The following is a 22,427-nucleotide window of genomic DNA, read 5'->3' on the forward strand; positions in this document are numbered from 1 at the left end:
CACTTAACTCAAATCTAAATGAATGTTGAAGGTTCAGCAATTAGCAGTTAGTTATCGAGGAATGAGGGGGCTGGATGCAGTGAGCTTCTCAATTCGAGCGGGTGAACTCGTTGGGGTGGTTGGACCGAACGGAGCCGGGAAAAGTACGATGCTCAAAGCAATGTTGGGCTTGATTCCGATTGAGCATGGAAAAGTTGAATATTGTACTTGTCCGTTGCATCGTCAGTTGGAAAAAGTCGCCTATATTCCCCAGCGATCGCAGATTGATTGGGACTATCCAATCACGGTTTGGAATGTGGTGCTCATGGCGCGAACTCGTAACTTAGGCTGGTTTCGCAGTCCCGGTCGCCCTGCAAACGAGCTTGTCAAGTCTGCTTTGGCACGAGTTGAGATGCTCGATTTGAGACATCGTAGAATCGGAGAGCTATCGGGTGGACAACAACAACGGGTATTTCTCGCACGAGCATTAGCCCAACAAGCAGATCTCTTCTTGTTTGATGAGCCATTTACGGGTGTAGACAAGAAGACAGAGGGAATTATGCTCGATGTGTTTGATGAACTGCGATCGCAAGGGAAAATCCTGCTGCTGAGTACTCATGAATGGGGAAAATCGCTCTCGCAACTCGATCGACTGCTGTTGCTCAATCAGCGGCTCATTGCATCCGGAACGCCGCAAGAAGTGATGACGGCTGAAAATTTGCAACAGGCTTATGGAACATATCTACAGAACCCGTTCCATCAAGATTTTGATTCTACACTCGCTTGCTAAGGTAAATGATGCTACAGATACTGACAGAGCCACTTGGATTTGAGTTTATGCGAAATGCTCTAGCAATCGGGCTTTTAGTCGGTATACTCTGCCCAGTGGTCGGAAGCTACCTCATTGTGCAACGAATGGCACTGTTTGGGGATGTGGTCGCGCATTGCGTGCTACCAGGACTATCGATTTCGTTCTTTTTGGGGATTGATATTTTGATTGGGGCATTCGGTGCTGGAATCTTAGGCGCGTCTTTGATTGCTTGGATTCGATCTCAAAGTCGTGTAAAAGCTGATGCAGCCATGGCGTTAACTTTCTCGTCTTTCTTCGCGCTTGGTGTGACGCTGATTACAGTTCTAAAAAATAAGCTCGATCTAGATAGCTTTTTGTTTGGTGATATTCTCGGTGTAACGGGTGCAGATATCCAACGGACTTTAATGGTTACTTTGATCATTCTGCTTGTCGTTCGATTGGCTTATAAGGAAATGCTGTTCTATACGTTTGATAAGACGGGCGCTCAAGCAATTGGACTCCCAATCAATCTCATTTACTTTGCATTTATGTCAGCCGTTACACTTACAATCATTGTCAGTATGAAGGCGGTCGGCGTAATTTTAGTCATTTCGATGCTAGTCGGTCCCGCTTTGAGTGCTTACTTACTAGTCAAAGAACTCCATCATATGATGATATTAGGCTCAGTGATCGGAGTTTTCTCTAGTATCACAGGAATCTATCTCAGCTACTATTACAATCTGCCATCGGGACCTGCGATCGTGCTCGTTTCATCGACCCTATTCATTCTATCGCTACTATTCAGCCCCACCCAGGGCATTCTCACCCGGACTCAAAATCCTTTATCACAACGATTTCGTTAGAATGAAAACACGCTGCTGTTCAGCTTCAATCGTCGCTAGCGCCGCTTAAATCCTTGCCCTCGCGAAGATTTCCCCCAAATCAGAAGCTCACCTTGTTCTCCGCCTGCTACAAGGTAGCTCCCTTGAGGATGCCACGCGAGGCAGGAAAACCCATCTGAGACGCCTTCTAAGACTTGAGCCATTGAAGTTGCTTGCCACCATAAAATGACCGAACCGTCTTCAGAAGCTGAAGCTAATAGCATTGTAGCCGGTTGAAAACAAAGTCCTTGAACGACACCCTCATGAGTGCCCAAAACGCGGCTTTCCCATCCGATCGCTTCCTCTTCATGCTTTTCCCAGACCACAATGCCCTCTACACTCGCAGAGGCTAGTAAGGGCGCATTGCTAGCGAATTGATCTGACCAAGCCAGGTCGCGAATCTTTCCTGGAAAACCTCTCATCATCCACGGTTCAGGATTTCCCCATTCTAAAACAGTGATTGTCCGATCGAGGTTTCCCGATGCCACATATCGACCACTCGGCGACCAAGCGACTGCAACACTCGCAGAAGGAACCATCAAATGATAGGGATCATCATCCCAGTTGCTTGTCATCCAAATTTTGATCCCTTGATAACCACCGAGACTGATACTCTCTCCGCTAGGATGCCAAACGATTTGAGAGACTGAAGAATCACCAAATAAGAGTGTCGTTACTCGCTCTCTAGATTCAGCATTCCAAATCTGTACTGTTTTGCCTAGACTGAATGCGAGATCATTCTGAGTAGGACTCCATTGAAGTTGATCAATCCAAGCTGATTTGTTTTTGAAGGTCTGAATCAGTTCGGGCTTTGGCTTGAACTGCCAAATATTGACTTCTCCTGACTGTCCTCCTGCGGCGAGAAATTGCCCATCATGAGAAAAGGCTAAACCATCGATCGAGTACCCTGTTGCAGCTTGCAGAACAACTGATTCAAGAGTCTTCATCGAATAGAGGAGAATTTCTCCCGCAGCAGAACACACTGCTAACCCTTCGCCATTGGGCGACCAGGCAATTCCAGTCACATAGTCAGATAGCGCACTCTGATGACGTAACTCAAAGAGCGATCGCTGTTTTGCACTTACACTAAACATGCTCGAAAATCCTCTTTCAATGCTGTTTCATCTAAGTTGCGACCAATAAAGACTAATTCATTTTTGCGCGTCTCATTCGGTTTCCAAGGTCGATCGGGCTTACCATCAAACAACATATGCACCCCTTGAAATACAAAACGATTGTCTTCGCTTGCAATGTTTAGAATTCCTTTCATCCGAAAGATATCTTGTCCTTGATAGCGCAACAATTTACCCAGCCAAGCATTTAGCTTTTCTCCATCCAGTGCACCAGATTCAACGATCGCGACTGAAGTCACTGTTTCATCATGTTCGTGAGCATCTTCACCGAGGAAATTCGGATCGATTTCTAAAGCGCGATCGAGATCAAATGCTTTCACACCTAGCAACGCATCCATCTCGATTTGAGCATCTCTAGTTCGATAAATTTTTGCCATTACATTCATCGATCGAATCTTCTTTTCAAGCTCATCGAGTTCTGCTACTGAAATTAAATCGATCTTATTCAGCAAAATCACATCCGCAAATGCAATTTGTTCTTGTGCCTCATCTGCCTCCCAATGATGTGCAATATGCTTTGCATCTACAACCGTTACAACTGCATCCAAACTGGTTAAAGATTGCACATCTTCATCCATGAAAAAGGTTTGAATGACTGGAGCCGGATCAGCTAGACCAGTTGTTTCGATGACAATGTGATCAAAGCGATCACGCCGTTTCATCAGATTGCCAATCATCCGGATTAGATCACCCCGCACTGTACAGCAGATACAGCCATTATTCATCTCAAAAATTTCTTCATCGGTATCGATCACAAGCTGATTATCGATTCCGACTTCGCCAAACTCATTCACAATCACCGCAACTTTCTTGCCGTGTTCGTGGGTGAGAATGCGGTTTAACAAAGTTGTTTTTCCTGCTCCTAAGTAGCCCGTCAAGACGGTGACAGGTACAGCCGTTTCTAGTTCAGTAACCATCGCAACCTTTATAATGATAATCGTTATCAAGCTTATTATTAAAGAGATCGTTCGAGTAGGCAAGCAGGCTTATTGAATTTCAACAAAGCACGATCGAAACTCTGCGCTCAATGCTTCTGTCTTCACACGGCGGGGGGGTTATTCTGTAAACATACGACACACGGTTTGAGATTGCACCAAATACTTTGCTTGCTCACGATTCATCAGGAAAGAAAAAGTCTGTTGCGTCCTCAGCTGGAAGAGATTGATTTTGATAGTAAAGTTCTAGTTCTTCTGGGCTGATCGTCTGCCGAGTCGGATCAAGAAAAAAAGCTTGTACTTTCAGATAACGCCGCAATCCTTCAGAACTAGCATCTAAATGAGTTGCATCTTTGAAATCTTCAGGAAAAGTATGACTCACTTTCAGCCAAGCCTCTTGTAGAATCTGCTCAATCTCTTGAGTCGGCGCAATTTCCATCGCGTTCTCTAAGTGTTCGAGAACATCAATTGCTTTTAATAATCGCGTCATCAGTTCCGAATCTGCCATACGCTATCGCAACATTAATGCAACTTCTTTCGCAAAGTAGGTCAAAATTAAATCTGCTCCTGCCCGTTTGATGCTCAGCAATGTCTCTAGAATTACCTTTTTCTCATCAATCCAGCCCTGTTGTCCAGCCGCTTTGATCATCGCATATTCGCCGCTCACGTTGTACGCTGCAACTGGAAGATGTGTATGTTTTCGAACGCGGTGAATGATATCCAGATACGCCAGTGCAGGTTTGACCATGACAATATCTGCACCTTCTGCAATATCCAGTGCCACCTCTTTTAAGGCTTCTTGAGCATTGGCGGCATCCATTTGATAAGTCTTTTTATCGCCGAACTTGGGAGCCGAATCGAGCGCATCCCGAAACGGACCATAGTAAGCAGACGCATACTTCGCAGAATAAGCCAGAATGCTCACATCAATGAATCCACGCTGATCTAGAGCTTTGCGAATGGCTCCAACTCGTCCATCCATCATGTCAGATGGAGCGACCATATCTGCCCCTGCTTCAGCATGTGCGATCGCTTGCTTTACCAACACTGCAACCGTCTGATCATTCAAAATCTTGCCATTTTCGACGATGCCATCGTGTCCTTGATCGCTATAAGGATCAAGCGCGATATCAGTAATCACCACAATCTCAGGAGTCTGCTGTTTAATCGCTCGAACAGTGCGAGGAATCAAACCGTCTGGATTGTAGCTTTCGGTTCCAGCATTATCTTTCTGAGCATCGGGAATTAGAGGAAATAGAGCGATCGCACCAATTCCTAGCTCAAACCCCTCCGCCACTTCTTTCAGCAGAAAATCTAGTGAGTATCGGTAGCATCCAGGCATCGACTCGACTTCAACCTTTTGTCCTTCGCCTTCCATCACAAACAGAGGATAGATCAAATCTGCGACTCGAAGCTGAGTTTCTTGCACCATGCTGCGTAAGGTAGATGTACAACGCAGACGACGCGGGCGATTGGTCAAATGTAGACTCGATTCAGCAGTCATAACATTCTAAAGAACGACAACGATTATCATTATGAGATATTTTGTGAAACAATGATAATCATTCTCTAAATTGTCGTATTTCTCATGCCCCAGGAAATTGATATCGCGATCGTTGGTGCTGGAATGCAAGCTCTTACGCTCGTTGCTCATCTGCTCCAGAAGCGCGAAAAGATGCGAAATCGGTTTAGGGTGTTCGATCCAAGCGGCAACTGGATACAGCAGTGGAATCATCAATTTGCAGCGTATGAGATTCCGCATTTGCGATCGCCTGCTGCTCATCATCCTGACCCCGATTCGTTTGCACTGCGACGATTTGCAGAGTCCCGACCGAATCAACTATTTCCGCCCTATGATTTGCCGGGAACTGCTTTGTATGAATCGTTTTGCCAGGATGTGATTCGACGTTGGCAGCTACAAGAGTGTGTAATTTCAGCTTCGATCGTGCGAATTGAGCCTTTAGCGCAACGGTTTCGATTATGGCTTCGAGATGGGCGAACAGTTCTAGCACGAAGAGTCATTATGGCAACCGGAAGTGCTGTGACGCAAGTTCCAAGTTGGGTGAACCAGATTTCAACAGTTTATCCAGACGATCGCTTAGTCCATGCAACGGCAATCGATTTACGCCTACTGAAATTAACTGGAGATCGCATTTTGATTGTAGGAGGTGGATTAACGAGCGGACACTTAGCGATCGGAGCAATGAATCGAGGCGCACAAGTAAGTTTAATGTCACGTCGATCGCTCTACGAAAAGCTATTTGACGCTGATCCAGGCTGGACAAGACCGAAGCACTTAAAAGGCTTTTATCGGGAACCTGATTGGTTCGTTCGCTGGCAGATGATCCAACAAGCTCGCAATGGCGGATCAATGACCCCGGCAATGATGACTCAACTGCGTCGTGCCCGTCATGGTGGACAACTCACGTTTTATCCTAACTGTCAAATCGCTCAAGCAAGTTGGAACGGTCAGCACTGGAAGGTCGTCTGTGAGGATGGCATAGTGCAGGAATACGATCGCATCTGGTTGGCTACAGGAACCCGATTCGATGTGACTCAAGATCCGTTGTTGGCAGAGATGCTAGAAGCTTATCCAATTCAAATTGTGAACGGACTACCTGTGTTAGATCCATGCTTGCGATGGGCAAGTTCTGAACTCTATGTGATGGGCGGATTAGCAGCACTGCAAGTCGGACCAACAGCCCGAAATATTTCTGGGGCAATGTTAGCCAGCGATCGGATGGTTCCAACTTTGATCAAACCGAGAACCGCACTCGGTCGAAAAATCGCTTGATTGATCAACTAAAATGATAATGGTTATCAAGCAATGCGCTCTAAAGCAATGGCAACCCAAACACGACAAACACGCGGACAGGTCAAAGTCTTGGAAGTATTGAGACAGAGTCAGCAACCGATTTCTGCTCAAACGCTCTTCGCAGAACTGAGACAGCGAGATCAACCCTTAGGATTAGCAACCATTTATCGAGCATTAGAAGCGCTCAAGCGTGAGGGGTTAGTCCAGAGTCGAGTGACTCCGCAAGGCGAAGCCCTTTATACGGTTGTAGCTGACGATCATCGGCACTTTATGACTTGTCTACGCTGTGGCACTTCAACCCCATTAGAAACTTGCCCCTTTGAAACATTAGAACAACAGTGGCGACAGTCTCAAACCTTCCAACTGTACTATCACACGCTAGAACTGTTTGGAATCTGCTGGCTTTGTCAAAACAATTCTTAAGCTTTTTAGATTGAGTGAACAAAATCGCTAGAAGCCTGTATAATTTACGAGAATGATTCTCATTCTAATTATGGACTTCCCGGTAATTCTCGTGGCTGGTGCGTCTGGAACAGGTAAGACAACCTGGATTCAGCAGCAAGGTTTGAATTCATCGATCGCGTATTGTTCGCTTGGTAGCGATGGCATTGCGATCGATGCAACGTATCTGACGACTGAAATGAGCAGCATTAATGTGTTCTCCGATCTGACGGAACTCCTATCTTTGAGGGTTCCAGTCTATCTGGAAGTTAGCGCTCAGTTAGATTTAGACTCGCTGACAATTCCGCTAGGGCATTTCCAAAAGCTTGCGATCGTGGCTCCCAATACGAACGACACAGAATGGCATCGATGGGCAGATCGAATTGTCGTAGGAATTCAAGCTGCAAAGGGTTCACAAATTTGGCGATCGAACTTGTCCGGTCAGGTTCTTGATCCCGCAAGCCTCGATACCTTTTGGGATGAACTGATCGAAGGCGCGTACGGAACCATTCAACGTGCAAAGGGAATCTTTGAAGTCGTTGATGGTAGAGCCTTTCACTTTAACTATGTTCAGGGTCATGAAACGAACTACACCGAATTGAATGTTGCGCGATCGTTCAAAGGTAGACCCGATCGCTTTAGTGGCATTGAGGTCGTTGGGGAAGCCTTTGATCAAACTGCCATTAAGCAAACGCTTCAGGACTGTTGTTTGGCAGACGATGCATTGGCATATTATCAACATCAAATTCGGCAGTCATTAGAAATCCCTGCTTAGAGGAGAACACAATGAGAACAGCAGTTTTATCCTGCATTCATGGAAACTTTGAGGCGCTGAATGCCGTGCTATCAGATATCGATGATCAAAACGTCGATCGAATGTTCTGTCTCGGTGATTTGGTTGGATATGGTCCGTATCCCAATGCAGTTGTGGAAATGATTCGCTCTCTAGATATTCCGACCGTTCAAGGCTGTTGGGATGAAGATGTGGTTGAAGGCTTGAACGCTTGTGAATGTAGCTATCCATCTCTACTCGCTGAAAAACGAGGACGACAGGCGCATGAATGGACAAACCAAGAAATTCATCCAGAAGTGAGAGCATTTTTAGCACAACTCCCTCATACTTTACGGGATGGAAATCTCTGCTTTGTCCATGGAAGCCCGCATAGTAATCATGAATACTTGCTGCCTGAGATTGATGCATTTGTGGCGATGGAACGCGTGCTATCAACCGGAGCCGATATTCTATTTTGCGGTCATACGCATGTGCCCTATGTGCGATCGCTGGACTCTGGAGAACTCCAAATCAAAGTACAACAGTCGAAACAAGATCAATCCATTCGCTTTACTGCGCCCTTAAAGCGCATTGTTAATGCTGGCTCAGTCGGTGAACCTCGACATGGCAGACCCAATGCAACGTATGTGATTTACGACGATAGTACTGATCAAATTGCGCTGCGAGAAGTTGAATATGACTACCAAAAAACCTGTGCTGCAATTGTCGAAAAAGGACTGCCTGCCATCTTTGCCTGGAGACTCTCAAAAGGGATGGAATTTGCAGAACGCGCCGACGATCCGACTCATATCTGTGAGCGATAATTAAATGATGTCATCTTGGGCAATTTTGAGCGGTATTGAAGGTAATCTTGCCGCCTACGAAGCAGTTCTAAAAGATATTCAGCGGCAAAGGGTTGATGCTTTGTTTGTGTTGGGCGATGTGATTAGTCCCAGAGCCGATAATGAGAAATTGATTAATCGATTGACTTCTCCACGTCGAGGTGAACTTGTCCCACAAGTCTGTCAGGGTTGGTGGGAAGAACAATTACTCGTTTTGCATGGTTTAGGGCGTGTGGGAGAACCAACCGAGCTAATTGGGCGATATGGCATTCAGATGACTAAGAAACTCTGGGATTCTGTGCCTCGTAATTTAGTACGGTGGGTACAATCACTAGAATTTGGCATCTTTGAGCTAGATTGCTTACTGATTCATGGCAGTACAGTCAGCGTCAGCGATGAGCTAACCCCTGAGACTGATCCGATTCAAATGCTCGATCGCGCTATGCGAATGGATGCAAACTATCTCTTCTGCGGTCGCTCTGGACTGGCTTTTGAATACGAGATCGAATCTGGAGGAGTGCTGACTTCAGTGACAACGCTCGATCGACGATCAGAACCAGAGCCAACGAGCCTTCATCCGCGTAAAATTATTGGAGTTGGAAACGTTGGGCGAACTGCGGGACAGGCGATTTACACGATCTACAATCCGAATACCAACGCACTCAAGTTTTGCACCGTTCGGTATGATTCAGGAAAAGGATTTCAGATCAAAAGGTAGTGCAATATGACGACTGGTCGAAGATTTGCGCGATCACATTAGCTTTCTCCTAAAGACTGTAGACCCAGAATGAATGACTTTGCTGCATGTCTGATCCGATTTCTCAGTTTACGCTAAAATGAGAATGATTATCATTATTTTGCTTCTATGGTCAGCCAACTTTCTCGCTCCTTCTCCGGTAATACCTGGCAGCAGAGCGATCCGCAACAATTGCTGAAAATTCGCCATACTTGTGCTCACATTTTGGCAATGGCAGTTCAAACGCTGTTTCCTGAGGCGAAAGCGACGATTGGACCTTGGACAGACACCGGATTCTATTACGACTTTGATCGAGCCATTTCCTTTACTTCAGAAGATTTGGTGCAGATTGAAGCAGAAATGCAGCGAATCATTCGAGCCAATCTTCCCATCATTCGAGAGGTGGTGGAATATGACTCGATTCGAGCCGAGATTGAGCAGTTGAATGAGCCGTATAAGTTGGAAATCCTCGATCGTATTCCTGCTGGAGAACCGATTACTCGCTACTTTATTGGTAATCCTGATAGTGGACGTGCAACTCAGATCGAACCTTCGCTGATTGATGCGATCGCACTGCCGCCTGATGAATATTGGTGGGATCTCTGTGCAGGACCGCATTTAGACTTTACAGGTGAAATTCATCCCGATGCGATCTCGTTAGAAAGCATTGCGGGCGCGTACTGGCGCGGGGATGAAACCAAAGCACAACTCCAACGCATTTATGGCACAGCCTGGGAAACTCCAGAACAGCTACAAGCCTACTTACAGCAACGAGAAGAAGCAAAACGTCGCGACCATCGTAAGCTCGGACAAGACTTGAAGCTGTTTAGTTTGGAGGAAGATGCAGGCGGTGGATTAGTCTTCTGGCATCCACGCGGCGCAAGAATGCGTCGAATCATTGAAGATTACTGGAGACAGTCACACATTGATGCAGGCTATGAATTGCTCTACACTCCGCACATTGCGAACCTAGACCTCTGGAAAACATCGGGTCATTTCGATTTCTATCGTGACAGTATGTTTGATCAGATGGACATCGAAGAACAGCAGTATCAAATTAAGCCCATGAACTGCCCGTTTCATGTGTTGACCTACAAGCATGAACTCCATTCCTACCGAGAGTTCCCGATCCGATGGGCAGAGCTTGGAACTGTGTATCGATATGAGCGTTCAGGGGCGTTACATGGTTTGATGCGAGTACGCGGCTTTACTCAAGATGATGCGCATATCTTTTGTCTGCCGGAACAGATTGAAGATGAAATTCTCGGCGTTCTCAATCTCACAGAGCAGATTTTGTCAGACTTTGGTTTCTCGAACTATGAGGTCAATCTTTCCACTCGTCCACCTCAATCGGTTGGGAGTGATCAGATTTGGGAGAAAGCCACGATCGCGCTCCAACAAGCCTTAGATAGAAAAGGTTGGAACTATGTTATCGATGAAGGCGGCGGCGCATTCTACGGACCTAAAATCGATTTGAAAATTGAAGATGCGATCGCACGTCGTTGGCAATGTTCCACGATTCAAGTTGATTTCAATTTACCAGAACGGTTTGAGATGGAATATGTGGCGGCAGATGGGACTCGCCAGCGTCCGATCATGATTCACCGAGCAATCTTCGGATCGTTAGAGCGCTTCTTTGGCATTCTCATTGAGAACTATGCGGGAGACTTTCCGCTGTGGCTTGCACCGATTCAAGTTCGATTACTTCCAATCAGTCAAGACCAACGGGACTATGCCGAAGCGATCGCGCTGCAACTTAAGCAGGCTGGATTCCGTGCTGAAGTCGATCGCACCAACGAACGATTAGGTAAGCAAATTCGCACGGCTGAACTTGAAAAACTTCCAGTTGTCGCGGTTGTTGGCAAAAAAGAAGTTGAGTCTCAAACCCTGAGCATTCGGACTCGACACAAAGGAGAATTAGGAGCCTTGACGCTCTCGGAACTCTGCGATCGACTCCAGCAAGCCGTCTTCAATCACGCAACTCTGTAACCATTGCATCAAAAGGCATCAGGCAATGACAACCTTTCTTCGTTCAATCCCTGAAACTATCGAACTGTTTTGTATTTCACGAGGCTTTAGATGACGGATCATGTCCTGTTTATTTGTCGATCGTGTGCTGTTTCCAAGCACCAGCGAGAACATCTCAAACATCGTGGTGGATTCCATCTGCTCGAACACCTCAAGCAGCAATTTAAAACTTGGGAGATGAATGCACCCTTTGTAATTCGAGAAGTGGAATGTTTGAGCGCCTGTAATCGTCCTTGTGTCGTTGCGCTTTCGGCTCCAGGTAAAACGACGTTGATGTTTGGAGACTTATCACCGTTTGAAAGTGCTCCTGCCATTCGAGAACTTTGCCAGCAGTATTTCCGCAGTGCTGACGGCATTGTACCGAGAAGCGATCGTCCAGACCTTCTGAAAAGAGGCATCTTAGCAAGAATTCCACCTGTGACGTAGATTTCTCTCAAATTAATGTAGAATGATAACCGTTCTCAAAACCTCCTTATACTATGAACGCAGCAACTCAATCCCACCTCGAGATCCCGAAACGGGGAATGCCCGTTACGATCATCACTGGATTCTTAGGCAGTGGCAAAACAACCCTGCTGAATCAAATCCTGAAAAATCGCGATGATCTCAAAGTTGCAGTGCTAGTCAATGAATTTGGAGACATCAACATTGACTCGCAGCTTCTCGTTTCGCTAGATGAAGACATGATGGAACTGAGCAACGGCTGTATCTGCTGCACAATCAATGATGACTTGATCAATGCGGTCTATCGGATCTTGGAGCGAGAAGATCGAATTGATTACATGGTGATTGAGACGACAGGGGTAGCTGATCCGTTACCGATCGTGCTTACCTTTGTTAGCTCTGAACTCAGAGACTTAACGCATCTCGATTCAATTTTGACGGTTGTTGATGCAGAGACATTCACACCGGAGCATTTTGAGAGTCAAGCTGCAATCAGCCAGATTACATATGGCGATATCATTCTGCTCAACAAAACAGATTTGGCAGGACAAGAGAAAGTTGCTGAACTCGATCATTGGATTCGTAGTACTAAAACAGGTGCAAGAGTTCTACAGACTCAGTATGGCGAGGTTCCACTACCTCTAATTTTGGATGTCGGCTACTTCCAACCCGAAGCCTATGAGGACGAACATCACCATCATCACGAACATCACGAACATCACCACCACGATCATGACCACCATCACCACCATTCCGATCACCTAGCCAATGATGGTTTTGTTTCAATGTCTTACCAGAGCGATCGACCTTTTTCGGTTCACAAATTTCAAAGCTTTCTGGATGAATTACCGATCGAGATTTTCCGTGCAAAAGGATTGCTCTGGTTCAAAGAAAGCTATCTGAAACATATCTTTCAGTTGAGTGGAAAACGGTACGACATTCAAACCGAAGAATGGCAAAAATCTCCCTCGAATCAGCTTGTGCTGATTGGTCGAAATTTAGACACTGAGCAGCTGCGACAACAGCTTGATCAATGCTTAGAGCCGATTTCTTCTAAGCTAGTTGCTCAGTAATTTCAGCTTTCACACTCCATGTTAGAGGTGAAAACCGTCAGTGCAGAACTGGCGTAATGTCCGATTGTCTACCCTTCTAGAAATAGCAACATGAACCCACAATCCTCCTCTGATCTTGTCCTGCCCGATTCGTCTGAAACGTTTGCTGCGCTTAAGACTCAATCAAAGCCACCTGTTTCCGATGCTGAAATGATGCAAGCCGTCAGGACTTTGCTGCTGGGATTGGGAGAAGATCCTGATCGAGAAGGCTTACGCGATACGCCGAAACGAGTTGTGAAAGCCTTGAAGTTCTTGACCCAAGGCTACAATCAATCGCTAGATGAATTGCTCAATGGTGCGGTCTTTCACGAGAATGCCAATGAGATGGTGTTAGTTCGTGACATCGATCTGTTTAGCTCCTGCGAACATCACATCTTACCGATTCTGGGACGCGCTCATGTTGCGTACATTCCCAATGGAAAAGTGATCGGACTGTCAAAAATCGCTCGAATTTGTGAAATGTATGCTCGACGCTTACAGGTTCAAGAGCGATTAACCAGCCAAATTGCAGATGCACTTCAGGGCTTGCTCAAGCCACAAGGCGTTGCAGTTGTCGTCGAAGCATCGCACATGTGTATGGTCATGAGAGGGGTACAAAAGCCTGGATCATGGACGGTTACCAGCGCAATGAAAGGTGTGTTTGCGGATGATGCGAAGACGCGGCAGGAATTTATGGATTTGATCCGCCATAGTCCAAAGTTTAACTAAATGCTTTGTCGAGCAATCCATATCCTCAAGCCGATTGGATTGCTCTTTCCTAATCATTTGAGTGTGCCTGCAATGCCAGAAGAATTGTCCATTCCAGAAACTCGCCTACCTGTAACCATCATTACAGGTTTTTTAGGAAGCGGAAAGACAACACTGCTCAATCAAATTCTGAAGAACTATCATGATGTCAAAGTTGCAGTTTTAGTCAATGAGTTTGGCAGTATCAATATTGATAGTCAGTTACTTATCTCGATCGACGAAGATATGATCGAGCTTTCAAATGGCTGTATCTGCTGTACGATGAATGGCAATTTAGTAGATGCAGTTTACTCGATTTTAGAACGACGCGATCGCATTGACTATCTCATTGTCGAAACTACAGGACTCGCTGATCCGTTACCGATCGCACTAACTTTTTTAAGCACAGAACTTCGCGATTTTACCCGACTCGATTCGATCTTAACGCTGGTTGATGCTGCAACCTTTACACCTGACCACTATGAGAGTGCAATCGCGCTACAGCAAATCTGTTATGGAGATATCATCATTCTCAACAAAATGGATCTCGTTTCAGAAGATCAAGCAAACGAGCTAGAAGACTTTATCCGAGATGTCAAAGAGAAAGCGCGAGTTCTAAGAACTCAACAAGGGTATCTGCCGCTGTCACTCATTTTAGATGTGAATCTATCCCAAAACAGCTTTTATCAAGGAATCCAATCGGCTCCAGAGAGTTTAGAACAATCAAGGCAATTGCGATCGATTGAAGGATTCACGGCGGTTGCTTTCGAGAGCGATCGACCCTTTTCAGTCAAAAAGTTCCAGGAATTTCTCGACTATCAACTTCCTGAAAATGTATTTCGCGCCAAAGGCATTCTCTGGTTTTCCGAGAGTCCAGCCCGTCATATTTTTCAACTGAGTGGAAAGCGATTTCACCTTGAAGACAGCGATTGGGATGGCAAGCCTAGAAATGAAATGGTTCTAATCGGGCGTAAACTCGATGCTTTATTTCTGACGCAAACCCTGAATAATTGCCTCACCCGATGACAACGATCGATCAAAATTACCTGTGGATAGAACGCCTCAAATTTAACGAAGCAGGGTTAGTTCCAGCCATTGCTCAAGACTATCAAGATAGCTCTGTACTCATGATGGCGTGGATGAGCCGTGAATCGATCCAGCGAACGCTAGAGACAGGAGAAGCACACTACTGGAGCCGTTCTCGCGCTGAACTGTGGCATAAGGGTGCAACTTCAGGACATATTCAGAAAGTCAAAGCATTGTACTACGATTGTGATGCGGATGCTCTTCTGCTCCAAGTTGAGCAAGTGGGAAATGTTGCCTGTCACACAGGGGTAAAAAGCTGCTTTTTTAACCCTGTTCGACTTCGCGTTTAAGGCTGTTGAATCACTAAACTTTTACCCCGCTGCCTAGTCTTTGGGGCAACGCTAAATAGGCGCAAATACTGGCGTGGATATTGATGTAGAAGCTGCTCTAAAGTCGCGATCGCATCGCCTTCATGACGAGTCCTAATCAAACCACAATTTGACCAGGAATTGGCTCGAAAGCGTCTATTATCCGCCTGCTCAATTCCAATCTCTAATCCTTGAGCTAATTGATCTTGAACCCAAGCCAATGTTGCAGAATTCAAAGTTGCAGAATTTAAAGTTGTCGATCGTAGCTTTTGAGCACCATTTTCTGGTTCAGACTGTCCATCCACTTCATTCTGAATTGCAGCCATGCAAGCATTATCTTCAGCACAGAGATAACCTTGACGCAGCTTTTGATTGATACTCACCACATGACGTGCAAATGTTGAATCTGTATCCTGAACAGTTGGTAGGCGATCCGCTTGTTGCTGATGCGTGATGATAGAACCAGAAGCAATGTATCTCCCGGCTGGAATTTGAACATTCTCGATCAGCGCATGAGACATTACAATGCAGCCATTGCCCACACGAGCATTAAACACTGTAGAGCGGAAGCCAATAAAGCAATCTTTTCCCACATAAGCAGGCCCATGAATCAACGCCATGTGAGTAATCGAAGCATTCTCACCAATCCACACTGAGTAAGATTCACCATCCTCTCCCGTGATCCGCCCCTGTTCCAAACCGTGAATCACCGCGCCATCTTGAATATTCACATTTGAGCCAATGTAAAACGGCATCCCTTCATCTGCCCGAATCGAGACTCCAGGCGCGATATGAACCTGTGTGCCAATTCTCACGTCTCCAATCACGTTTGTTAATGGATGGATATAGACACTCGGATCAAGGGTTGGCTCAATTAGAGTTTGTGCCCAAGGTGTGGGTGGAGCGGGAATCGAATGAATGTCCATGCTAGTATGAGAACGATTATCATTATGAAGTGTACCTGAAAGTTGCTGCTGTTCACGATCGAACTTTATCTGCCATGAGTCTTACCCTCTACAACACCCTGACGCGCCGCAAAGAACCCTTCACGCCACTCAATCGGGATCAGGTGACAATGTACTGCTGCGGAGTGACGGTATACGATGACTGCCACTTAGGTCATGCTCGTTCTTACATTGGCTGGGATGTGGTGCGGCGATATTTACAGTGGCGAGGCTATTCTGTGCGCTATGTTCAGAACTTTACGGATATCGACGATAAGATTCTGAACCGCGCGAAAGCGGAAAAGCTTGCAATGAAAGACGTAGCAGATCGCTATATTGCTGCCTATTTTCGAGACATTCGACCGTTAAACATTCTCGATGCAGATGAGTATCCTCGTGTTACCGAACATATTCCAGAGATTCATCAACTGATTCAAGCATTAGAAACCAAAGGATATGCTTACGCGATCGAGGGGGATATCTATTATGACGTGCGGCAGTTTGCAGACTACGGCAAACTGTCTGGACGATCGCTCAACCAAATGCAAGCAGGCGCAAGTAGACGAGTTGACCCTAACGATCCGGAGCGAAAAAAGCGTTATCCGGCGGACTTCGCTCTGTGGAAAGCAGCAAAATCTGATGAATCTGCTTGGGATTCTCCTTGGGGAAAAGGACGACCTGGATGGCATATTGAATGCTCTGCGATGATTCGGGCGCGGTTAGGAGGCACGATCGATATTCATGGTGGTGGTGGCGATTTAATTTTTCCGCACCACGAGAATGAAATTGCTCAATCGGAAGCTCTAACTGACCAGCCATTAGCTCGGTACTGGCTGCATAACGGCATGGTGACAGTAAACGGCGAGAAAATGTCGAAGTCGCTTGGCAATTTCACCACGATTCGAGATTTACTAGACGGCAAATGGTTGGAGTATCCGCATCCAATTGATCCGATGGCGATTCGATTGTTTGTGCTACAAGCGCATTATCGTAAGCCGCTCGATTTTACGCCAAACGCGATCGAGGCTGCCGAGAAGGGTTGGCAAACACTCAAAGAAGCATTATCTCTCGATCTTCAGTTGCTTAATCTATCCCCTCAGATTCTCAGTCAGCCTGATTCAGCATCAGTAGAGCAATTTCAAACAGCATTGGACGATGATCTCAACACAGCAACAGCCCTAGCGATGCTGTTTGAGTTGGCAAAGTTACTGAAGCGAGAGTTCTACTTGCGTTACTACTGTGAATCGCATAAACTATCTGACATTCAATTGGTTCAGCGATCTCAAGCCTTAATTCAACTGGCTCAAGTATTAGGTCTGGAAATTCAACAATCTCCAGCTAAATTCGCGATTGATGCAGATTGGATTGAAGCACGCCTTCAGCAGCGGCAACAAGCGCGTCAGGCTAGACAGTATGCAGAGAGCGATCGTATTCGGGATGAATTGCAATCAATGGGAATTACTATAATCGATCAACCTGGCGGATTGACTCGCTGGCATCAAACTTGATCTGGCTGCATCGTAGAGTCAGAGGATGCTTTAAAAGACAATCGAGGGGATAAAAAAGCTCTCCGGCGATAAGCTGTAAATACACAAAAAACACAGCAGCAAGAGAGCCATCGCGAACTTGGTTGAAGAGTGGGGAGTGGGGAGCTAATTGATTGAGAATGCTATAACTTCTTGAATTGTGATTGAACTAACTGACCTTGGTTGCAGTGCCCTTGTACAAATATGCGGCAACTTTCGGGGCATTTTCTAAATACAATTCTTGTACTCTAACCTGCTCAAACTGATGTTCAACTAACTCTCGAATATTCCGATTGAAGTGACATCCTCCTGCAATTTTCTTCTGAATCGGTGTGAGTCGATTTTGCCAAACTTGCACATTCGGTTCACAACTCAAGCCATGTTCAACAAAAAAGAATTTTCCTCCTGGCTTCAGGACTCGATATATCTCTGCAAGCGCTTGAGCTACATCAGGAATGCTACAGAGCGTAAAAGTACTCACGACACTATCAAAAGAACAATCCGCCATTGGCAAGTTTTCACCACTGAGAACATGATGTTCTACGGTAATGGGAGAAGCTGCAATCCGTTTTTGAGCGATCGTATGCACGCCAGCATTTGAGTCAACTGTTACGATTTTACGAACACTCTCGGGATAGTGAGGCAAGTTCAAACCCGTTCCAAATCCAATTTCTAAGATGTCTCCTGTCACACCTGCCAAAATTGCTCGGCGATGCTTTTCTATCGCAGATGCAGAGCAAGATAAATCGATGAGATAAGGCAGAATTCGTTGTTCATAAAAACTCATATAGCCGTCCTAAATTAGTTGAGGAGTGGGGAGTGGGGGAACTTACTAGCTCTCTACTCCCTACTCTTTTTTTAGCATTTACAACTCAATCAGGATTACTACAGTGATGTTACATGCTCGATCGACGAATCAATCAAGGCACATAAACGGGCATCGGCTCAATCCCTAACTCGGCTCGCCATTCTGCAACAGGTTTCTCCCAATGATCTTCCCATTTCTGTGCCAATAGTGGTTTCGCCTTTGCACCCATGCGATAGCCTGATGCGACTCGATCGAGCAATCGATCCAACTGTTCTGGTTGATTGAGCAATGTACTCACAAAAGCTGCCGCGATTAAAATTCCAGCGAGTGGACGACGAGTTTGTGCCAATTCAAACGCTTTTAACCCAATTTCGCCAGCTACATCCACACTCATCCCGGTGACCACATGCCAGATGTCATGGGTCTGCCGCAGTCGAAACAATAAGCAAGACGCATCATCCACAACGTCCATTTTGCGGTAGAATCCTGGATCAAATCCCGAGGATGAAATGTACTGTGCAAACGCATAGCCTAAAGAGTTTGGCGGATACGTCATCAGCTTGACTAACTCTGGCTCAGACGGCGAGTAACGCTCTTTGGCAAAAGCCGCAATTTCAGGACGACTCAGCATGTAATTTAAAGAGGCTGCCATCGTTTGAGGATGCGATCGCAAGAGCGAATCCTCAATGTCATAAATCGAGTCTGTCTGTGTTGGATCGCGCAACACATTCACAACCGACTTTAAGGTATTTAAGTAATTTAAGTTTAAACGGCGTAATTCTTTGAAATGCATAACGCTCCTGATCAAAGGTCATGCCCACCATAATCGATGGCTTCTCAAACGTCCTCGATTATTTAGCTTTCTTTTTACCTTTTTTCGCTTTCTCATCCAATGCCCCTTCGATTTTGGCATTGAATCCATACACCTGCCGCGAGCCAACTAAAGGCACGAGCGTCACTTCGCGATCGTCTCCCGGTTCAAATCGTACGGCTGTCCCTGCCGGAATATCTAACCGCATTCCACGGGCGCGATCGCGATCAAATTCCAAAGCTGCATTCACTTCAAAAAAGTGAAAATGAGAGCCAACTTGAATCGGTCGATCACCTTGATTTGCAACCTGTAGTGTGACCGTTTCGCGTCCTGCATTCAGTTCGATCTCGCCTTCTTCAATCAACATTTCACCGGGAATCATCGCTTGCTCCTATCGAATCGGATGATGAACTGTAACTAATTTTGTACCATCTGGAAAAGTTGCTTCGACTTGCACTTCATGAATCATCTCTGCCACACCTTCCATCACCTCATCTTGGGTGAGAAGCGTTGTGCCATAGTTCATCAATTCGGCAACCGTTTGTCCATCTCTTGCGCCTTCCAAAATTGCCGCAGAAATCAACGCCACTGCTTCAGGATAGTTCAATTTCAAGCCTCTCGCCTTACGACGCTCGGCAACCAAAGCAGCCGTGAAAATCAAAAGCTTATCTTTTTCTTGCGGTGTGAGTTGCATCGTTTCTTTCTGTCAATTAAGCCAAACAAAGACAGTTTATCAATCGAATTGCTTTGACCAAATTCTGTAATCTTGTCTAAAGGAAGTTCAGCGCATTTCCAGCTGCCAAACTCTGGGAATACAGGCTGGACGCTGAAAATAAGACACCCGAATCAACTGCCAAACCGCCAGAAACCATCGGCGGGCTTCGCTGCTGGAATGTCCTCGATATCGGCACAGTAGCCCGATCGATAATCGCGTCACCCCGATCTCACCGGATGATCCCGCCCAGAGTTCTCTCGCTTTCTCGACTAATTCTGGTGTGACCACTTGCCCGACCCAAGCAAAACTTCCCACCACAGGACAACCCGCTAAGCCATGCGGACTCGCAAAATTTTCTTCGCTACCGGGCATCCATTGACGATCAATCCAAATCGGCTTGCCCGCTTGCCAAACTTCAGTTCGCGATCGCCAATTGCCTTCGACAAATTTCTCACCCCGAGCACTGCGCCCAAATCGAGTAATCTCCCAGCCGAGCCAGTTTGCTCCCTGAGCTAAATTGATCTGCATTGTTTGCCGATAGATCGCTTGGTTAAATACGATCGAGTCAAGCGGCAACCATTCTAAGCACGCGCCTTCGGCAACATCAACCCGAATGACCTGATGAGCCTCGCGCCCATTGGTGCGGTAAATCTTACTGGCTGCCGGAGTTGTGATCAGTGCTTGACTACCTGATGCAAGGTGGAAGTCAAAGGTTAAACGATCTCCCCCGACGATACCGCCTGCTGTGTGCATAATCACGCTATGACAAACCTCGTCGCCTTCTGGATAAAAAGGGCGCTGCACTTTTAGGGGAGCTTGCCCCTGGTTCCGAATCAGTTGAGTTTTCCCCTGGCGATATTCAAATCCCAATTGCAGGATGCCATGCCAATCGGTCGGGTTTAAATCAGGTTCAACGAGACGAGGATAATTCACGGAATAGAGCAGCTATTAAGGAGTTCATCCTTAGCTTTTCGTAAAATCGCCTCTTGTCTACAAATTCACCGAGTATTTTTACATTTGCCCCAAGAGTATGCGGTTTGGCACAGATGAATCTCTATCTCTTTTCAGATTTGATCGTTAGTGTAAAAATAAGCTGTCAACTTGTTACAAAAGGTAAAGTGAGGAGAAAAGCTTGTGCAATGGAATGTCTCTCAGTTAGCGCTACTGGCTCTCGGATCAAGTGCGATGATCGCAACGGTCGCTCAAGCCAATCCAACCAGTAACTTCACGGTCGTCGTGGGTGGCGTGCAAAATCAGCAGGGTAGAGTCTGTGTCAGCCTATTTGCCAATAGTCAGGGATTTCCGGATCGAGGAGATCGAGCTGTGCGAGCGCAATGTGTTGGGGTTGGAAAAGGACAGACTGCTGTGACCTTCCAGAATTTGCCGTTAGGAAATTATGGGGTCGCAGTGTTTCACGATCGCAATAGTAACGGAAAGCTCGATCGCAATTTTCTCGGCATTCCCAAAGAAGGATTTGGCTTCTCACGCAATCCAACGATTCGCACAGGTGCGCCGAAGTTTAGTGAAGTTGCTGTTTTTGTCGCAGGCACAAACAATACGGCGCAGGTGCAATTGCAGTATTTGCTAGGCGGCTAACCTTTAGAAGCGATGGATTGAGCAGGCATCTGTGTCAGCGTTGGCTTTTTGGTTTGCCGGAAGTGTTTGGGCAAGAAGTAACGCCAGTTGCCTGCTTTGGTTAAATAGCGTAGGACAACTCCTATACATTGAACTCGTTCTGCTAGAGTCAAGTCTGCTTGAAAAATGGCTTGCATAAATCTGACTGAGCCACGTTCCCAGATCGGACGTTTACGCTTGCCGCTGAACCATTGTTGCCGTTCTTTCGCGGATTGCATACACGTCGATTGCTTGAGATGAAAGCGCCGAAAGAACAGCATTTCTGGAACTTGAACGAGCCGACCTTGTAAACTCAGTTCTGCCAAGATGACGCGATCGCTGCCATAATTCGCGTGCCACTTTAGTTTTTTTAGCGCGCTCGAGCGAATCAGACCAAAGAGTTCATAAGACCAAAACGTTTTTAATACGATCGCTGCAAACCGTTCAGACACTTCCCATGCATCGATCGGGCGAGGACTATCCGCTTTCGGAGGTTGCTCGTTGCCTGCCCAATCGATACGCCCTGCTTCAGAAGTGCAGAGAACAACGGAGAGATCACGGTCTAGAACTTCGACGCAGCGTTCTAAAAAGGTGGGTTTGCAGAGGTCATCATGTGCTGCCCATTTGAAGTATTTGCCGCGAGAGAGTTGAAAGACGCGATCGAAGTTTTCTGCGGCACCAATGTTGTGATCGTTACGGTAGTAGCGAATTCGAGCATCTTTTGCCGCGTAGGTTTGGCAAATTTCTGCGGTGCGATCGCTCGAAGCGTTATCGCAGAGAACGATTTCAAAATTAGTATAAGTTTGTGCTAAGAGGGACTCTAAAGCCGCTTCTAAATAATCTTCACCATTAAAAACAGGTAGCCCGATCGACACCGTGGGTAGATTGCTGTTCATATTGCTGGATTCTCAAAGAATTAAGTCTTAAGTGCTGAAGCGATCGGTCAACGATACGGTGCTGACTCTATTGGAGGGATTGACT

Annotated in this window: 26 protein-coding genes; 15 read left to right on the forward strand and 11 right to left on the reverse strand. The window is 46.2% G+C overall.

Annotated elements, in window-relative coordinates; all coding sequences use genetic code 11:
- Positions 1–22 precede the first annotated feature (22 nt).
- Both OU814_RS05860 and OU814_RS05865 read left to right on the forward strand, forming a co-directional pair.
- Positions 23–769, forward strand: a complete 747-nt coding sequence (locus OU814_RS05860; protein ID WP_190652114.1) for a metal ABC transporter ATP-binding protein — start codon at positions 23–25, stop codon at positions 767–769.
- Positions 770–816: 47 nt separating this feature from the next.
- Entirely contained in the window at positions 817–1,632 is an 816-nt protein-coding gene (locus tag OU814_RS05865) for a metal ABC transporter permease (RefSeq protein ID WP_242044557.1), read from the forward strand.
- Positions 1,633–1,667: 35 nt separating this feature from the next.
- Here OU814_RS05865 and OU814_RS05870 read toward each other — a convergent pair whose 3' ends face one another.
- The 4 genes from OU814_RS05870 to hemB form a co-directional block, all read right to left on the reverse strand.
- A complete protein-coding gene (locus OU814_RS05870) occupies positions 1,668–2,744 on the reverse strand; it encodes a WD40 repeat domain-containing protein (protein WP_268181243.1) in 1,077 nt (358 codons plus the stop codon).
- The gene (locus OU814_RS05875) at positions 2,732–3,700 is read right to left on the reverse strand and encodes a CobW family GTP-binding protein (RefSeq protein WP_268181245.1); all 969 of its coding nucleotides are present in this window, start codon (positions 3,698–3,700) and stop codon (positions 2,732–2,734) included. The genes OU814_RS05870 and OU814_RS05875 overlap by 13 nt, the downstream gene beginning before the upstream one ends.
- 193 nt (positions 3,701–3,893) lie before the next feature.
- On the reverse strand, positions 3,894–4,226 hold the full coding sequence (locus OU814_RS05880; protein ID WP_268181247.1) for a hypothetical protein: 333 nt from the start codon (positions 4,224–4,226) through the stop codon (positions 3,894–3,896).
- A gap of 3 nt (positions 4,227–4,229) precedes the next feature.
- Positions 4,230–5,222: a porphobilinogen synthase gene (gene hemB / locus OU814_RS05885; protein WP_268181249.1), complete on the reverse strand. Its 993-nt coding sequence runs from the start codon at positions 5,220–5,222 to the stop codon at positions 4,230–4,232.
- Between the two features lie 84 nt (positions 5,223–5,306).
- Here hemB and OU814_RS05890 point away from each other — a divergent pair, with 84 nt between their 5' ends.
- The 11 genes from OU814_RS05890 (at position 5,307) to hisI (ending at position 15,010) form a co-directional block, all read left to right on the forward strand.
- Positions 5,307–6,512 carry an FAD/NAD(P)-binding protein gene (locus OU814_RS05890; protein WP_268181251.1) on the forward strand — a complete coding sequence of 402 codons (1,206 nt, stop codon included), beginning with the start codon at positions 5,307–5,309 and terminating at the stop codon, positions 6,510–6,512.
- Between the two features lie 48 nt (positions 6,513–6,560).
- Positions 6,561–6,956: a Fur family transcriptional regulator gene (locus tag OU814_RS05895; RefSeq protein WP_036046442.1), complete on the forward strand. Its 396-nt coding sequence runs from the start codon at positions 6,561–6,563 to the stop codon at positions 6,954–6,956.
- A gap of 52 nt (positions 6,957–7,008) precedes the next feature.
- Positions 7,009–7,749: a GTP-binding protein gene (locus OU814_RS05900; RefSeq protein ID WP_268181254.1), complete on the forward strand. Its 741-nt coding sequence runs from the start codon at positions 7,009–7,011 to the stop codon at positions 7,747–7,749.
- A gap of 11 nt (positions 7,750–7,760) precedes the next feature.
- A complete protein-coding gene (locus tag OU814_RS05905) occupies positions 7,761–8,570 on the forward strand; it encodes a metallophosphoesterase family protein (protein WP_017289917.1) in 810 nt (269 codons plus the stop codon).
- Positions 8,571–8,577: 7 nt separating this feature from the next.
- Positions 8,578–9,306: a metallophosphoesterase family protein gene (locus OU814_RS05910; protein ID WP_190652159.1), complete on the forward strand. Its 729-nt coding sequence runs from the start codon at positions 8,578–8,580 to the stop codon at positions 9,304–9,306.
- 147 nt (positions 9,307–9,453) lie between these two features.
- Positions 9,454–11,313, forward strand: a complete 1,860-nt coding sequence (thrS, locus tag OU814_RS05915) for a threonine--tRNA ligase (RefSeq protein ID WP_268181259.1) — start codon at positions 9,454–9,456, stop codon at positions 11,311–11,313.
- Between the two features lie 90 nt (positions 11,314–11,403).
- Positions 11,404–11,778, forward strand: coding sequence for a DUF1636 family protein (locus OU814_RS05920; RefSeq protein ID WP_017289914.1), 375 nt, complete (start codon positions 11,404–11,406; stop codon positions 11,776–11,778).
- A gap of 53 nt (positions 11,779–11,831) precedes the next feature.
- Positions 11,832–12,869, forward strand: coding sequence for a CobW family GTP-binding protein (locus OU814_RS05925; protein WP_268181262.1), 1,038 nt, complete (start codon positions 11,832–11,834; stop codon positions 12,867–12,869).
- A gap of 90 nt (positions 12,870–12,959) precedes the next feature.
- Positions 12,960–13,616 (forward strand): GTP cyclohydrolase I FolE, encoded by a 657-nt coding sequence (folE, locus tag OU814_RS05930; RefSeq protein ID WP_017289912.1) that lies wholly within the window; start codon positions 12,960–12,962, stop codon positions 13,614–13,616.
- A gap of 72 nt (positions 13,617–13,688) precedes the next feature.
- Positions 13,689–14,660, forward strand: coding sequence for a CobW family GTP-binding protein (locus OU814_RS05935; protein ID WP_190649491.1), 972 nt, complete (start codon positions 13,689–13,691; stop codon positions 14,658–14,660).
- Complete coding sequence (gene hisI / locus OU814_RS05940) at positions 14,657–15,010, forward strand: phosphoribosyl-AMP cyclohydrolase (protein WP_017289910.1); 354 nt, start codon at positions 14,657–14,659, stop codon at positions 15,008–15,010. The genes OU814_RS05935 and hisI overlap by 4 nt, the downstream gene beginning before the upstream one ends.
- Here the strand turns inward: hisI and OU814_RS05945 are convergent.
- A complete protein-coding gene (locus OU814_RS05945; RefSeq protein WP_268181267.1) occupies positions 15,007–15,954 on the reverse strand; it encodes a ribulose bisphosphate carboxylase small subunit in 948 nt (315 codons plus the stop codon). The genes hisI and OU814_RS05945 overlap by 4 nt on opposite strands.
- A 74-nt stretch (positions 15,955–16,028) precedes the next feature.
- On the opposite strand from OU814_RS05945, the gene cysS reads away from it, so the two are divergent.
- Positions 16,029–17,480 (forward strand): cysteine--tRNA ligase, encoded by a 1,452-nt coding sequence (gene cysS, locus OU814_RS05950; protein WP_268181269.1) that lies wholly within the window; start codon positions 16,029–16,031, stop codon positions 17,478–17,480.
- A 187-nt stretch (positions 17,481–17,667) separates the two neighbouring features.
- Here cysS and OU814_RS05955 read toward each other — a convergent pair whose 3' ends face one another.
- The 5 genes from OU814_RS05955 to OU814_RS05975 form a co-directional block, all read right to left on the reverse strand.
- Positions 17,668–18,285 carry a class I SAM-dependent methyltransferase gene (locus OU814_RS05955; RefSeq protein WP_268181271.1) on the reverse strand — a complete coding sequence of 206 codons (618 nt, stop codon included), beginning with the start codon at positions 18,283–18,285 and terminating at the stop codon, positions 17,668–17,670.
- A gap of 133 nt (positions 18,286–18,418) precedes the next feature.
- The gene (locus OU814_RS05960; protein ID WP_017289906.1) at positions 18,419–19,099 is read right to left on the reverse strand and encodes a Coq4 family protein; all 681 of its coding nucleotides are present in this window, start codon (positions 19,097–19,099) and stop codon (positions 18,419–18,421) included.
- 58 nt (positions 19,100–19,157) lie between these two features.
- A complete protein-coding gene (locus OU814_RS05965; protein WP_268181273.1) occupies positions 19,158–19,499 on the reverse strand; it encodes an urease subunit beta in 342 nt (113 codons plus the stop codon).
- 9 nt (positions 19,500–19,508) lie between these two features.
- On the reverse strand, positions 19,509–19,811 hold the full coding sequence (gene ureA / locus OU814_RS05970) for an urease subunit gamma (protein ID WP_017289904.1): 303 nt from the start codon (positions 19,809–19,811) through the stop codon (positions 19,509–19,511).
- An 87-nt stretch (positions 19,812–19,898) separates the two neighbouring features.
- On the reverse strand, positions 19,899–20,765 hold the full coding sequence (locus OU814_RS05975) for an urease accessory protein UreD (RefSeq protein WP_017289903.1): 867 nt from the start codon (positions 20,763–20,765) through the stop codon (positions 19,899–19,901).
- Between the two features lie 201 nt (positions 20,766–20,966).
- On the opposite strand from OU814_RS05975, the gene OU814_RS05980 reads away from it, so the two are divergent.
- Complete coding sequence (locus tag OU814_RS05980; RefSeq protein ID WP_017289902.1) at positions 20,967–21,428, forward strand: DUF2141 domain-containing protein; 462 nt, start codon at positions 20,967–20,969, stop codon at positions 21,426–21,428.
- On the opposite strand, the gene OU814_RS05985 is transcribed toward OU814_RS05980, so the two are convergent.
- Positions 21,425–22,342 (reverse strand): glycosyltransferase family 2 protein, encoded by a 918-nt coding sequence (locus tag OU814_RS05985; protein ID WP_268181276.1) that lies wholly within the window; start codon positions 22,340–22,342, stop codon positions 21,425–21,427. The two genes, OU814_RS05980 and OU814_RS05985, sit on opposite strands and share 4 nt — an antisense overlap.
- Between the last annotated feature and the right edge of the window lie 85 nt (positions 22,343–22,427).

The organism is Leptolyngbya sp. GGD (assembly GCF_026735145.1).
In the GTDB taxonomy this organism is placed as follows: Bacteria; Cyanobacteriota; Cyanobacteriia; order Leptolyngbyales; family Leptolyngbyaceae; genus Leptolyngbya; species Leptolyngbya boryana.

Excerpts from the sequence above, each read along its gene's own strand:
- OU814_RS05860 (WP_190652114.1), top strand. The coding sequence starts at position 23 with ATGTTGAAGGTTCAGCAATTAGCAGTTAGTTATCGAGGAATGAGGGGG.
- OU814_RS05865 (WP_242044557.1), top strand. The coding sequence starts at position 817 with ATGCGAAATGCTCTAGCAATCGGGCTTTTAGTCGGTATACTCTGCCCA.
- OU814_RS05870 (WP_268181243.1), bottom strand. The coding sequence starts at position 2,744 with ATGTTTAGTGTAAGTGCAAAACAGCGATCGCTCTTTGAGTTACGTCAT.
- OU814_RS05875 (WP_268181245.1), bottom strand. The coding sequence starts at position 3,700 with ATGGTTACTGAACTAGAAACGGCTGTACCTGTCACCGTCTTGACGGGC.
- OU814_RS05880 (WP_268181247.1), bottom strand. The coding sequence starts at position 4,226 with ATGGCAGATTCGGAACTGATGACGCGATTATTAAAAGCAATTGATGTT.
- hemB (WP_268181249.1), bottom strand. The coding sequence starts at position 5,222 with ATGACTGCTGAATCGAGTCTACATTTGACCAATCGCCCGCGTCGTCTG.
- OU814_RS05890 (WP_268181251.1), top strand. The coding sequence starts at position 5,307 with ATGCCCCAGGAAATTGATATCGCGATCGTTGGTGCTGGAATGCAAGCT.
- OU814_RS05895 (WP_036046442.1), top strand. The coding sequence starts at position 6,561 with ATGGCAACCCAAACACGACAAACACGCGGACAGGTCAAAGTCTTGGAA.
- OU814_RS05900 (WP_268181254.1), top strand. The coding sequence starts at position 7,009 with ATGATTCTCATTCTAATTATGGACTTCCCGGTAATTCTCGTGGCTGGT.
- OU814_RS05905 (WP_017289917.1), top strand. The coding sequence starts at position 7,761 with ATGAGAACAGCAGTTTTATCCTGCATTCATGGAAACTTTGAGGCGCTG.
- OU814_RS05910 (WP_190652159.1), top strand. The coding sequence starts at position 8,578 with ATGTCATCTTGGGCAATTTTGAGCGGTATTGAAGGTAATCTTGCCGCC.
- thrS (WP_268181259.1), top strand. The coding sequence starts at position 9,454 with ATGGTCAGCCAACTTTCTCGCTCCTTCTCCGGTAATACCTGGCAGCAG.
- OU814_RS05920 (WP_017289914.1), top strand. The coding sequence starts at position 11,404 with ATGACGGATCATGTCCTGTTTATTTGTCGATCGTGTGCTGTTTCCAAG.
- OU814_RS05925 (WP_268181262.1), top strand. The coding sequence starts at position 11,832 with ATGAACGCAGCAACTCAATCCCACCTCGAGATCCCGAAACGGGGAATG.
- folE (WP_017289912.1), top strand. The coding sequence starts at position 12,960 with ATGAACCCACAATCCTCCTCTGATCTTGTCCTGCCCGATTCGTCTGAA.
- OU814_RS05935 (WP_190649491.1), top strand. The coding sequence starts at position 13,689 with ATGCCAGAAGAATTGTCCATTCCAGAAACTCGCCTACCTGTAACCATC.
- hisI (WP_017289910.1), top strand. The coding sequence starts at position 14,657 with ATGACAACGATCGATCAAAATTACCTGTGGATAGAACGCCTCAAATTT.
- OU814_RS05945 (WP_268181267.1), bottom strand. The coding sequence starts at position 15,954 with ATGGACATTCATTCGATTCCCGCTCCACCCACACCTTGGGCACAAACT.
- cysS (WP_268181269.1), top strand. The coding sequence starts at position 16,029 with ATGAGTCTTACCCTCTACAACACCCTGACGCGCCGCAAAGAACCCTTC.
- OU814_RS05955 (WP_268181271.1), bottom strand. The coding sequence starts at position 18,285 with ATGAGTTTTTATGAACAACGAATTCTGCCTTATCTCATCGATTTATCT.
- OU814_RS05960 (WP_017289906.1), bottom strand. The coding sequence starts at position 19,099 with ATGCATTTCAAAGAATTACGCCGTTTAAACTTAAATTACTTAAATACC.
- OU814_RS05965 (WP_268181273.1), bottom strand. The coding sequence starts at position 19,499 with ATGATTCCCGGTGAAATGTTGATTGAAGAAGGCGAGATCGAACTGAAT.
- ureA (WP_017289904.1), bottom strand. The coding sequence starts at position 19,811 with ATGCAACTCACACCGCAAGAAAAAGATAAGCTTTTGATTTTCACGGCT.
- OU814_RS05985 (WP_268181276.1), bottom strand. The coding sequence starts at position 22,342 with ATGAACAGCAATCTACCCACGGTGTCGATCGGGCTACCTGTTTTTAAT.